The sequence below is a fragment of the Photobacterium rosenbergii genome, assembly GCF_003026455.1.
Lineage (GTDB): Bacteria > Pseudomonadota > Gammaproteobacteria > Enterobacterales > Vibrionaceae > Photobacterium > Photobacterium rosenbergii.
The window spans coordinates 41,288-53,262 of sequence record NZ_PYMB01000027.1 but is presented as its reverse complement, the minus strand read 5'-3'; the positions used below and the strand labels follow the sequence as shown (position 1 = coordinate 53,262).

The window sequence follows — 11,975 nt, the reverse complement described above, 5'->3', positions numbered from 1 at the left end:
TAATGAATGAATTGACTGTGCCGAATCTTACGATTCGATTTGGTCACTCAGTTTCATTGATAATTCTTTTGTTGACTATCATTTCACGAGTGCCCACACAGATTGCATGGTCAAATTGTTAAAGAACGTTGACTCAACACCTTGTGTTGGTCGAGGCTGCGTATCTTACCAGCGCAACCTTTGATGTCAACAATAAATTTCAAATTATTTTTTCGAAACCCTTTATTGACAACACTTGAGAAAACAATTCGTGTTCTTTTGAAGAACTCAGCTCGTCATCTCAAGCAAGGCAGGCAATTTTAAAGATTTCCAACTCAAGGTCAACCCCAAATTGGCAATAAAATTTACCGAGCCATTCACCAACAAGTTATCCACAATTTGTGAATAGCTTACTAATAAGCCGTCACTGCGTTGGTGAGGCGGCATTATAGGGAGGCTTGAACTATTGGCAATGCTTTTTTTGACTTTTTTTACCAACTGATGACAAAAAGAGCGTAAAAACGGAATAAATACAAAAAACAGCCAAGCAGTGGGTGTCACCCTCCTTTTTTGCAGCGTACCGTTAAGCGTAGACAACAAATGATAGGAGAGTGGTACAACCTTAAGAAATTTTTCAGATTGGGAAATTAAAGGTAGCTAACGACAAAGAATGGATTGAGTAAATCTTCGCGATGATATGACAAAGGGACTCCATCAAGAGTTTTAACCTGGCCCCCAGCACTTTCAGCGATACATTGCCCGGCAGCGGTATCCCACATCATAGTCGGCCCTAAGCGAGGGTAGAACTGCGCTTTTCCTTCTGCAACAAGACAGAACTTTAGGGATGACCCCGCTTCTTTCATCTTATATAGAGGGAACTGCGCCAAATAGTCAGCTAACAGCGGACTTGGGTGAGAGCGACTCCCTACTATAACCGGTATCTGGGCTGCTTCAGTCTTGATGGGGCTCCATTCATCATTAGTTACACTCCATGCCTGACTGCCATTCCCCAACCAGCTTATCTCTAATGCAGGCGCATGGACAACCGCTAGCACAGGACGTCCATTTTCAATCAGCGCGATATTTACGGTGAACTCGCCATTCTTGCGTAAGTATTCTTTGGTTCCATCTAACGGGTCCACCAGCCAGAATGCCCGCCAGTCTTTTCTCTCTGACCAAGGGGTTTGTGCAGACTCCTCAGACACGATAGGAATATCTGGAGTCAGTAGTGCCAGCTTCTCCATGATAATCGTATTCGCAGCTAAATCAGCAGCAGTCACTGGGCTGCGATCGTCTTTTTCCGTCACTTCTACCTGTGTATGGTAAAGCGCCATGATTGCCTTACCTGCCTCCAGGGCAATTTGATGTAATGACTCAAGCTGATTCCCCACGCTTCACTCCTTCTGTCATTCAATTATCTTGCGAGCTTTGAGGGCATCCACACAGAGATCTACAAGTTGCTGGACACTATGATGACCTGCCGCTAAGTGGATTTCGGCATTCAAGGGTTGCTCATATTCAGAATCAATACCCGTAAACTGCTTGATCTCACCTGCCCTAGCTTTTTTATAAAGTCCTTTAGGGTCCCGCCTTTCACATTCATCCAAAGGAGTATCAACAAACACTTCCAAGAACTCTCCCGACGGTAACATATCCCGCACCAACTGGCGCTCATGACGATGCGGTGAAATAAACGCACTCAACACAATCAGCCCGGCATCCGCCATTATTTTTGCCACTTCACCGATTCGGCGGATATTTTCGCGGCGATCTTCAGTAGAAAAACCAAGATCCTGACATAAGCCATGACGAACATTATCACCATCGAGCAGATAGGTATGATAACCCAACTCAGCCAAGCGCTGCTCCAATGCTCCTGCAATGGTCGACTTACCTGCCCCGCTTAGCCCCGTGAACCAGAGTACAGAAGATTGTTGGTTCTTTTGTTTTGCGCGGTAGGCTTTGTCGATTTTATGTGTATGCCAAACGATGTTGTCATTGTTGGCTGTAGAAATAGCCGACGTCATAGATAACTCCATTTACAGTTAGATTAAAAAGGGAAAAGACGAGGAATCAAGGCTAATACAACAACCGAGTAAACCAATGAGATAGGAAGCCCTATTCGCAAGTAATCTTTCAGTTTGTAATTGCCTACGCTATATACCAAGAGGTTGGTCTGATATCCGTAGGGAGAGATAAAACTCGCACTGGCACCAAATAAAATAGCCATGATGAATGGCATAGGATCAACGCCATAGCTAATAGACAGACTGTAGGCAATGGGAAAGGCCAGAGCTGCTGCTGCATTATTGGTGACCAGTTCGGTTAATACCAAGGTCAATAGGTATACCGCTATCAATGCACCATACATTCCCCAATCGGCAAATCCCGTCATTAACATCTCACCCATGCGCTCAGAGAGACCGCTAGAGAGCATCAACTGGGCCAAAGACAACGCTGAGCCAACAATCACGACAATATCAATAGGAAAACGGCGTTTGAGTTCAGTAAACGTCACCACTCCAGAAGCTATCAGCAAGACTAGATACGCAGCCAAGCCCTTTATAATTGGCAGGACATTCAGTAACGCGGCAGCAATCACCATCATAAAGCCAAGCAGGACCGTGAAGCTCTTTTGACTGTCGAGTCTGGCACTGGAGTCCAAGCCATTGACCAGAACAAACTCACGATTAAGCTGCTGCTTCTTACTATTGAATGTTTTTCCTGGCACAATCACCAGAGTATCCCCGGCATGAAGCTCAATATTACCAAGCCCACCAGCCAGCCTTTCATGACCTCGGCGAATTGCCACCACTACCGCATCAAAACGCTCACGGAATTGAACGCTCTTCAATGTCTTGCCACGGATCCCTGCTGAATGGCTGACAATAACTTCCAGCATTGACTGACCATTAAGATGATGCTGGCCAAACAACTGAAGGCCATTAATTTCCTGCAGAGTCGTTACGCTTTCCACGTCACCACAAAATAGCAGCGTGTCCCCTGCTTTGAGCTGGGTATCAGGGCATACCGGCGCTAATGTCTCTCCATCACGGATAATTTCCGCCAAAAACAACCGACGCAGTGCCCTCAACCCGTTTTCGGCTACCGTTTTTCCGACTAGCGGTGAGCCACCTACCACTTTGGCTTCTAAAAAGTAGGGCAGGTCGTCTTGTGAGTTCTCGTCATAAATAGGAAGGAGGTAACTTAACGGGATCAGAATCAGCAAACCGATCACGAGTACTGCCAACCCAATGGTCGTGGGGGCAAAGAAACTTAAACTGGGTAATCCGGCGTCTTCGACAAAACTATTAATAATCAAATTTGTCGAAGTACCGATTAGGGTTAACGTTCCCCCAAGGATTGCTGTATAGGACAAGGGGATCAGCAAGCGTGACGGGGCGTGGCGTTGATTTCGTTTGATAGCACCAATCAAAGAAACCACCACGGCGGTGTTATTGGTAAAGGAGGAGAGAAAAGCGGTAGACAGGCCCAGCTTTGCCACTACCGTCGATTGCCCTCCACTCGATATTTGCTTGCCAACCCAACTAATCAAACGGGTTTTTTCCAAGCCAATAGAAACAAGGATCAGTAACACCAAGGTTAACAATGAGGAATTAGTAAAATTGCCAGCCAAAGTTGGCAAGTCAATCATCCCAGCCTGGAAGCCAATAAAGGCCGCCCCTGCAAACAAATAAGCAGGCTTGATCCTTGTTGTCAGCAGGCAGGTTACTATCACCATTAACATGGCGAGAACCATTCCTTGTTCCCATTGCATCATCACTTACCCCAGCAACTTACTGATATCCTTCGCCTGCCAATGAGGGAAGTGTTTGCGTATCAGGGCATTTAGCTCGACTTCAAATGCAGAGACCGAGGTTGATGCAATATCTTGTCCGCCAGCCAACGCTTCGCGTACCATCCCTGCCCCCACGGTCACATTGGTTAAGCGATCGATAACGATGAAACCACCGGTATCCGGGCTATGGAGATAAGGGTCAACGGATATAGATTCGGTCAAGGTCACTTCACACAGGCCGATACCATTGAGTGGCAGGTTGGCGGTTTCAAACTGGCCGAGATTATTGATATCGACCTGATGACGAATGGCCGAGATGTTACCCACGGTTTTCTTGCCAGCGATTTTTATGTCGTATTGGCGCCCCACCTCCAGTGGTGCCTCGGCCATCCAGACAATATCAGCCAGCAGATGGTTACCCAGTACAGCCTCATTATCAGCGGCTACCAATGTATCGCCACGGCTGATATCTATTTCATCGGCCAGCGTCAGGGTAACTGCCTGACCAGCAAAAGCGGCAGGTAAATCACCATCAAAGGTGACAATGCGCTCGACCTGTGACTGTTTACCCGATGGCAGTACCTTAACGCTATCACCCACCTTCACTGTGCCTGAGGCGACGGTACCTGCAAACCCACGGAAGTCCAGGTTTGGTCGGTTGACATACTGAACCGGTAAACGGAAGTCGCCTGACTGGCGATCGACATTGATATCGACCGATTCAAGCATCTCCAGTAGGGATTCACCTTGATACCATGGCGTTTGATCGCTGAGATCAACCACGTTATCCCCTTCCAACGCCGATAGCGGCACCAGTTTGATATTCAATTGCGGGTTGAGCTGCTCGGCAAATGTCAGGTACTCGTCGCGGATAGACTCGAAGCGCGACTGCTCAAAGCCCACCAGATCCATTTTATTGATTGCCACGATGAAATGACGGATCCCCAGCAAACTGGCGATATAGGAATGGCGACGGGTCTGATCTAGCACCCCTTTACGGGCATCAATCAAGATAACCGCGACATCACAAGTCGAAGCGCCCGTTGCCATATTCCGGGTGTACTGCTCGTGACCTGGGGTATCGGCAATAATGAACTTGCGCTTTTTCGTCGAGAAATAACGATAAGCAACATCAATGGTGATCCCCTGCTCGCGCTCGGCCTGCAGACCGTCCACCAGCAAAGCCAAGTCAGGCTTATCACCAGTAGTGCCGACTTTCTGGCTATCGGCATGGATCGCGGCAAGCTGATCTTCATAAATCTGCTGGGAGTCATGGAGCAGGCGGCCAATCAAGGTACTCTTACCATCATCTACTGAGCCACAAGTCAGAAAACGCAGCAGGGATTTGTTTTGGTGCTGGTCGAGGTAGGCTTCAATCCCCAACTCGGCCACTTGTTGTTCAATTGCACTATTCATTATTCTCTCCTTAGAAGTATCCCTGACGTTTCTTGAGTTCCATCGAGCCAGACTGGTCGTGGTCAATGGCCCGCCCTTGTCGCTCACTGGAAGTCGCTACCAGCATCTCTTCGATAATGCCCGGCAACGTATCGGCCTCGGACTCAATGGCACCGGTCAATGGGTAACACCCCAAGGTTCTGAACCGCACACTCTTTTGCTCGATCTTCTCACCCGGCTCAAGCTTCATCCGGTCATCGTCGACCATGATCAGCATACCGTCACGCTCAACAACGGGGCGAACTGCCGATAAATACAAAGGAACTATCTCGATACCTTCTAAATAGATGTATTGCCAGATATCCAACTCGGTCCAATTAGACAGCGGGAATACCCGGATACTTTCACCCTTGTTAATCTGGCCGTTATACGTTTTCCATAGCTCCGGGCGCTGGTTTTTTGGATCCCAGGTATGGTTTTTGTCTCGGAAGGAGTACACCCGCTCTTTGGCCCGGGACTTTTCCTCATCACGACGTGCTCCACCAAAGGCCGCATCGAAGCCGTATTTGTTCAATGCCTGCTTGAGGCCCTGGGTCTTCATGATATCGGTATGCTTGGACGAACCGTGGGTAAACGGGCCAACCCCCATCGCCAACCCTTCGGGGTTTTTGTGTACCAGCAAATCAAAACCGTACTTCTCAGCAGTGCGGTCACGGAACTCAATCATTTCCCGGAACTTCCAGTCGGTATCGACGTGCAGCAGCGGGAAAGGGATCTTGCCCGGATAAAACGCCTTTCGGGCAAGGTGCAGCATGACCGAGGAGTCCTTACCGATGGAGTACATCATGACGGGGTTATCAAACTCGGCAGCAACCTCACGGATAATATGAATACTCTCCGCTTCAAGTTGCTTTAAGTGGGTAAATCGTTTCGGGTCCATTACTCTCTCCATGCTAAGCCAGTTTCACCACGGCACCTTGCTGATCCATCTCAGGATGAGCAGGTTGTGGTTGCTTTCCGAACCAATGTAATTTTTCTGATAGGTTGACCACTTCACCGACCACAATCAGTGCTGGGGAAGCCGCCTGTTGAGCTAACTCGTCCAACTCATCGAGTTGGCCTTTGTATATTTTCTGGGTGGGTTGGGTGCCGCGTTCAATAATCGCAACTGGGGTAGAGGCTGCGCGGCCGTGCTCGATGAGTTGCAGCCTGATATCAGAGGCATTCATCAAGCCCATATAAATCACTAGAGTCTGGTTGCCACGCGCCAAGGTTTGCCAATCAAGTTGATCACTGCCCGCCTTGAGATGCCCGGTGACGAACATCGCAGTCTGGGCGTGATCCCTGTGCGTTAGAGGAATGCCGGCATACGCTGTCGCGCCAGCAGCGGCGGTGATACCAGGGACGACCTCAAATGGAATATTGTGATCGAACAAGACTTCCAACTCCTCGCCACCACGGCCGAAGACAAAAGGGTCACCGCCTTTAAGACGGACCACACGCTTACCTTGCGAGGCATATTCCACCAGCAGACGGTTGGTTTCGGCTTGGGGCACACTGTGAAAGCCTGCTTTTTTACCCACACACACCCGTTCGGCATCACGGCGAACCAGTTCCATCACTTCTTCCGAAACCAAATAATCAAACAGCACGACATCGGCTTGTTGCAATAACTGCAATGCCCTGAGTGTCAGCAAGCCAGCATCTCCTGGGCCGGCACCGATTAAGGCCACTTCACCACGGTTTGATTGACCTTGACTAAGTTGCTCCAGCTCCTTTTCGGCCGAGTCAAACTGGCCTGCAGCGACCAAAGATGCAAAGCGTCCGTTAAAGGCTTGCTCCCAGAACCGTCGGCGCGCAGAGAAAGACGTTACGGTTTGAGCTAGGCGGGAACGGAAGCGTCCGGCAATCGTTGCCATCTTGCCTAGATGCTGTGGCAGCAATGCTTCGAGTTTTTCGCGGATCAACCGAGCTAACACCGGCGCTTGCCCTGATGACGACACCGCGACGATTATTGGGGAGCGATCGATGACAGATGGCACAATGAAGCTGCAGCGCTGGGTATCATCTACCACATTCACTAATACTTGACGCTGATTGGCAGATTGATAAACCAGTGCATTCACTGCCTTGCGCTCTGTGGCTGCGATAGCCAAGAAGACACCGTCTAGGTGGTGGGGTGAAAACTCCTCTGCCACATGCGTCAACTGACCGTTATCGACGGCTTGTTGGAAAAGCGGTGACAGTTCCGGGCTAATGACCTTTACGTCAGCCCCTGCCTTGAGCAGCATCTTTGCTTTGCGCCAGGCAATATCATTGCCACCGACAACCAAGCACGGCCGGCGCTTTAAATCCGCAAAAATCGGCAGATAATCCATGTGAGAGTGCCCCTAAGAATCCATTGATAGAAGCACTATAGTTGCGGTGATTTATTACCTGAAATTCTTAAATTTCATTTTTTATTCCAAAAAGTTCGCCCCCAAATTTATCTCTCGCCCCCTAGATAAAAACAGTAATAAATCAGTTTATTTAGGCAAAAGCCTGCAATTGTCACGAATGAAACCATTCATCACAGTGATATAGGCGAATTACTCATAAGCTATACCTTTTTGGCCTAGGCTTATGCGTAGCTGAAATGTTCCTTTCTGAGGCAACCGTTTTCGACAACATGAGAAAATGCGCAAAAAAACGCGATTAATCACACATAAAAGCTATTCTTTTGCGCAAATTTGGGAGCGTTTTTGTTACCTTATGCACGCTTTCCTATACCGACACTCACGGAGAAAATTATGAAGTTATCAGCCAAACCCTTATCCCTAGCGATCTTGGGTGGCATGCTGGCTATGGCAGGACCGGCTACAGCAGACACCATCAAGCTTCGCATCCTGGAAACAACGGATATCCATACCAATGTCATGGATTATGACTACTACAAAGACAAGCCGACTAAGAAAACCGGCCTAGTCCGTACTGCAACATTGGTAAAGCAAGCCCAGTCTGAAGTAACCAACAGTGTTTTGGTTGATAACGGTGATTTGATCCAAGGTAGCCCAATGGGTGACTACATGGCTGCCAAAGGGCTAGATGCCGGTGACATCCACCCGGTTTACAAGGCGATGAACCAACTTAACTACGAAGTAGGTAACATCGGTAACCACGAATTCAACTACGGCTTGGACTTCCTCGATAAAGCTATCGCTGGTGCAAACTTCCCATACGTCAACGCCAACGTCTACGATCTGAAAACCGGTAAAAACCTGTTCACTCCTTATGTGATTAAGTCACACACCTTCAAAGACACCGACGGTGCCGAACACGAAGTTAAGATCGGTTACATCGGCTTTGTTCCGCCGCAGATCATGGTATGGGACAAACGTCACCTGGAAGGCAAGGTCAAGGCTGAGGATATCAAACAGTCTGCTGAGAAGTTTGTGCCGCAAATGAAGGCAGAAGGTGCCGACATCATCGTGGCGATCCCGCACTCTGGTGTATCCGCTGACCCTTACAAGGTGATGGCTGAAAACTCGGTATACTACCTCACTGAAGTAGAAGGCATCGATGCTATCGCCTTTGGCCACTCTCACGCGGTGTTCCCAAGCAAAGCGTTTGCGAACCTGCCAAATACCGATGTAGAAAAAGGCACCATCAACGGCGTACCTTCAGTGATGCCTGGACGCTGGGGCGATCACCTAGGTGTGATTGATCTGGTACTGAAACAAAAAGGCGACAGCTGGACGGTTACCAGCGCCCAGACCGAAGCCCGTCCTATCTTCGATAAGATCAAAGGCGAAGCTATCGTAGAAGCCGACGAGAAGATGGTTGAGGCAGTCAAAGCCGAGCACGACGGAACCCGCGAGTTCGTCAACCAACCAATCGGTAAAGCCAACGATGTCATGTACAGCTTCCTGGCACTGGTACAGGACGACCCAACAGTCCAAATTGTCAGCCTTGCCCAGCAGGATTATGTTGAGCGCTTTATCCAGGGCGACCCGGACCTAGACGGTATTCCTGTACTGTCTGCTGCAGCTCCGTTCAAGGCCGGCGGCCGTGGTAACGATCCAACAAACTTTACTGAAGTCGAATCCGGCCAGTTGACCTTCCGTAATGCGGCAGACCTCTACCTGTACCCGAACACCCTAGTGGCATTGAAAGTCACAGGTAAAGAAGTGAAAGAATGGCTTGAATGTTCTGCTGGCCAGTTCAACCAAATTGACCTCAACAGCGACAAGCAGCAAGGTCTGATCAACTGGGACGGTTTCCGTACCTATAACTTCGATGTGATCGACGGCGTGAACTACAGCATCGATGTATCGCAGCCAGCCCGTTATGACGGTGACTGCAAACTGATCAACGACAAGGCTGAACGCATCCAGAACCTAACATTCAACGGTAAGCCGGTAGATCCTGCGCAGCCATTTATCATCGCAACCAACAACTACCGTGCTTACAGCGGCAAGTTTGCCGGTACCGGTGAAGACTTCATTGCCTTTGCCTCGCCAGATGAAAACCGCACGATTGTGGCGGACTACATCACCCGCGTTAGCAAAGAGCAGGGTGAAGTCACCCCAAGTGCCGATAACAACTGGCACTTCGCTCCACTGAAGAGTGAGAAAACGCTAAACATCACATTCGAAACGTCTCCGGGTGACAAAGCGGCAAGCTTCATCAAGGAGAAGGCGCAGTACCCAATGGAGAAAACCGGTACTGACGAGATCGGCTTTGCGGTTTACCGTATCGACCTACAAAAGTAAGTCAGTTAGCTGATTACCATTGACCATACCGCAGCCTCGGCTGCGGTATTTTTTTGTTATGATGAAACCACGGCCAATGTGATACAACCTATGAGCAGACAATGAAAAAAGCCCTAGCCCAATATCTACAAGACCATGGTGCCGATGAGGAAACTATCAACCTATCCCTTTCACTCGCAGAGCCGATGGAGTTGCCGACCCGCCACATATTGCTTAATCAAGGGGAACAGCCAAGCTATGCTTTCTTCCTTGTCGACGGGATCTGCCATGCTTGCTACCTGACGGCTGAGGGCCGCCAGTTCAGCAAGGAGTTCTATTGGGAGCAAGAACTTATCCTTGGCTTTGAAAGCTTACTGACCAAGCAGCCTTCCGAGTACTTATTGGAAACTTTGTCGGCCAGCCAAATTCTCGCCCTACCATTAGAAGTCGTCGAGCAGTGGAAAACCCATTGTCCCGGCCTCTATATGGCGTTGCTCGAAAGGCAACTGCTATTTAAAGAGCACAAAGAGCGCTTCATGCTTATCCATACCCCAGAAGAGCGCTATACCTTGTTCTGCGGCCATTTCCCAGAATTGCAGGCACAACTTGCCGACTACCAGATTGCCTCGTATCTAGGGATTACCGCCACCAGCCTGAGCCGTATTCGCGCCAGGCTCAGCGAAGAAAGTTAATCGAATTAAGCCAACTTGCCTTAAGTTAATGCCAACGCCTTTGAGGTAATTTATCCTCAGGGAAGAGTGAATAACACGTACCATCAGGAGAACGACATGCAATGGCAGTGCCTCAGCTTTGACCAACTGACTACCCACCAACTCTATGACCTGCTCAAACTGCGCTGCGATGTCTTTGTAGTCGAGCAGGAATGTGCCTACCCAGAACTGGACGACCATGACAGACAGGCTGGTACTCACCACTTACTTGGCTACCAAGACAATACACTAGTCGCCTACCTCCGCCTGTTACCAGCAGGTACCACCTATGACGCTGTGAGTATCGGCCGAGTCGTTACTGCCCCAGAGGCCCGAGGTAAGGGAGTTGGCAACCAACTGCTTGAACAAGGCATCACCATGACCGAGCAATTGTGGCCCGGAGAGACCATCGAGATTGGCGCCCAATCGCATTTACAGCATTATTACCAAAGATATGGCTTCGAGGCTTTTTCAGAAGAGTACTTGGAAGACGGTATCCCACATATCGATATGCGCCTCACTAAATAACAATCCTGGTAGCCAGAGCAACCAAGACCACATTAGCCACAGTAGCCAGATAGCAAAAAAGCCACCGGAGTGGCTTTTTTGAGGATTGTGTCTTTCGCTTATTGGGTGCGGCGGACAAAACTGCCATCCGAGCGGCGGAAGAACAAAATCGGCTCGCCACTACGCCCTTCAATTTGCAACGCATCCAAGCCACCTTGGGCAGTCTGGCGATAACGCATCCATTGACCCGCCTTAATCCGGCTCAGGGGCTTGTCGTCCCCTTCGATGGCTGCGACGGCATAGAGGTCGTTAAGCGGTAAATTGTGCTGCCGGAAAATGTTAGCCAGGGTCTCGCCGCTTTTCACCTGATAGCGCTGCCAGTCAGCACTGGCCGACTGCGTGGAAGTGCTGTTTTTCTCCACCGGTTTGACTGTTGGCTTCGAAGCAACAGGCTGACTTTCGACCGGCTCCAGCGGCGTAATACGGGAAGGGCGAGGCGGAGATACCGGCTCTTCCCTTTCACCCACAGCAACGCGCTCTGGTTGCTTGCTTTCCAGGTTCAGGGACAGCTCACGACGAACTGGCTCTGAAGACGTGGGTTGTGAAGCTTTTTCACCACCACCGGGTAGGATCAGCAACACTCCAACCACCGGCACCAGTACCATCAAGGCACGGCGGTGCAATTTGGGTAACTGCTGCCATTTGCTTGCCAGCGGAGCAAACTTAGCACGGATAGCCGTACTTCCCTGTTTCAACGCCTCCTTATCCAAGGAGATACGAGGCCACGTAAATTCACTCTTTTTGTTCGAACGGCGTTTGGCCTGTCCCATAAACAACACTCCAGCGCTATCAAAT

Annotated in this window: 10 protein-coding genes; 3 read left to right on the top strand and 7 right to left on the bottom strand. The window is 49.6% G+C overall.

Annotated elements, in window-relative coordinates; genetic code table 11:
• Positions 1 to 626: 626 nt before the first annotated feature.
• From cysQ to cysG, 6 genes are read right to left on the bottom strand one after another with little or no spacing between them, the layout of a single operon-like run.
• Positions 627 to 1,370 (bottom strand): 3'(2'),5'-bisphosphate nucleotidase CysQ, encoded by a 744-nt coding sequence (cysQ, locus tag C9J01_RS25860; RefSeq protein ID WP_107300972.1) that lies wholly within the window; start codon positions 1,368 to 1,370, stop codon positions 627 to 629.
• A 15-nt stretch (positions 1,371 to 1,385) separates the two neighbouring features.
• Positions 1,386 to 2,006 (bottom strand): adenylyl-sulfate kinase, encoded by a 621-nt coding sequence (gene cysC / locus C9J01_RS25855; RefSeq protein WP_107300971.1) that lies wholly within the window; start codon positions 2,004 to 2,006, stop codon positions 1,386 to 1,388.
• Positions 2,007 to 2,029: 23 nt separating this feature from the next.
• Entirely contained in the window at positions 2,030 to 3,757 is a 1,728-nt protein-coding gene (locus C9J01_RS25850; RefSeq protein WP_107300974.1) for an SLC13 family permease, read from the bottom strand.
• 6 nt (positions 3,758 to 3,763) lie between these two features.
• Positions 3,764 to 5,194: a sulfate adenylyltransferase subunit CysN gene (gene cysN, locus C9J01_RS25845; RefSeq protein ID WP_107300970.1), complete on the bottom strand. Its 1,431-nt coding sequence runs from the start codon at positions 5,192 to 5,194 to the stop codon at positions 3,764 to 3,766.
• A 10-nt stretch (positions 5,195 to 5,204) separates the two neighbouring features.
• Positions 5,205 to 6,113 (bottom strand): sulfate adenylyltransferase subunit CysD, encoded by a 909-nt coding sequence (gene cysD / locus C9J01_RS25840; RefSeq protein ID WP_107300969.1) that lies wholly within the window; start codon positions 6,111 to 6,113, stop codon positions 5,205 to 5,207.
• Between the two features lie 13 nt (positions 6,114 to 6,126).
• Positions 6,127 to 7,551 carry a siroheme synthase CysG gene (gene cysG, locus C9J01_RS25835; protein ID WP_107300968.1) on the bottom strand — a complete coding sequence of 475 codons (1,425 nt, stop codon included), beginning with the start codon at positions 7,549 to 7,551 and terminating at the stop codon, positions 6,127 to 6,129.
• Positions 7,552 to 7,962: 411 nt separating this feature from the next.
• Here cysG and C9J01_RS25830 point away from each other — a divergent pair, with 411 nt between their 5' ends.
• The 3 genes from C9J01_RS25830 to C9J01_RS25820 all read left to right on the top strand — a co-directional run bounded on the left by C9J01_RS25830 (position 7,963) and on the right by C9J01_RS25820 (position 11,141).
• Positions 7,963 to 9,924, top strand: a complete 1,962-nt coding sequence (locus tag C9J01_RS25830) for a bifunctional 2',3'-cyclic-nucleotide 2'-phosphodiesterase/3'-nucleotidase (RefSeq protein ID WP_107300967.1) — start codon at positions 7,963 to 7,965, stop codon at positions 9,922 to 9,924.
• 101 nt (positions 9,925 to 10,025) lie between these two features.
• Positions 10,026 to 10,595, top strand: coding sequence for a Crp/Fnr family transcriptional regulator (locus C9J01_RS25825; RefSeq protein ID WP_107300966.1), 570 nt, complete (start codon positions 10,026 to 10,028; stop codon positions 10,593 to 10,595).
• Between the two features lie 96 nt (positions 10,596 to 10,691).
• On the top strand, positions 10,692 to 11,141 hold the full coding sequence (locus tag C9J01_RS25820; RefSeq protein ID WP_107300965.1) for a GNAT family N-acetyltransferase: 450 nt from the start codon (positions 10,692 to 10,694) through the stop codon (positions 11,139 to 11,141).
• A gap of 98 nt (positions 11,142 to 11,239) precedes the next feature.
• On the opposite strand, the gene C9J01_RS25815 is transcribed toward C9J01_RS25820, so the two are convergent.
• A complete protein-coding gene (locus C9J01_RS25815) occupies positions 11,240 to 11,950 on the bottom strand; it encodes a LysM-like peptidoglycan-binding domain-containing protein (RefSeq protein WP_107300964.1) in 711 nt (236 codons plus the stop codon).
• Positions 11,951 to 11,975 lie beyond the last annotated feature (25 nt).

Coding starts and splice junctions, on each gene's coding strand:
- cysC (WP_107300971.1), bottom strand. CDS start 2,006: ATGACGTCGGCTATTTCTACAGCCAACAATGACAACATCGTTTGGCAT.
- C9J01_RS25850 (WP_107300974.1), bottom strand. CDS start 3,757: ATGCAATGGGAACAAGGAATGGTTCTCGCCATGTTAATGGTGATAGTA.
- cysN (WP_107300970.1), bottom strand. CDS start 5,194: ATGAATAGTGCAATTGAACAACAAGTGGCCGAGTTGGGGATTGAAGCC.
- cysD (WP_107300969.1), bottom strand. CDS start 6,113: ATGGACCCGAAACGATTTACCCACTTAAAGCAACTTGAAGCGGAGAGT.
- cysG (WP_107300968.1), bottom strand. CDS start 7,551: ATGGATTATCTGCCGATTTTTGCGGATTTAAAGCGCCGGCCGTGCTTG.
- C9J01_RS25830 (WP_107300967.1), top strand. CDS start 7,963: ATGAAGTTATCAGCCAAACCCTTATCCCTAGCGATCTTGGGTGGCATG.
- C9J01_RS25825 (WP_107300966.1), top strand. CDS start 10,026: ATGAAAAAAGCCCTAGCCCAATATCTACAAGACCATGGTGCCGATGAG.
- C9J01_RS25820 (WP_107300965.1), top strand. CDS start 10,692: ATGCAATGGCAGTGCCTCAGCTTTGACCAACTGACTACCCACCAACTC.
- C9J01_RS25815 (WP_107300964.1), bottom strand. CDS start 11,950: ATGGGACAGGCCAAACGCCGTTCGAACAAAAAGAGTGAATTTACGTGG.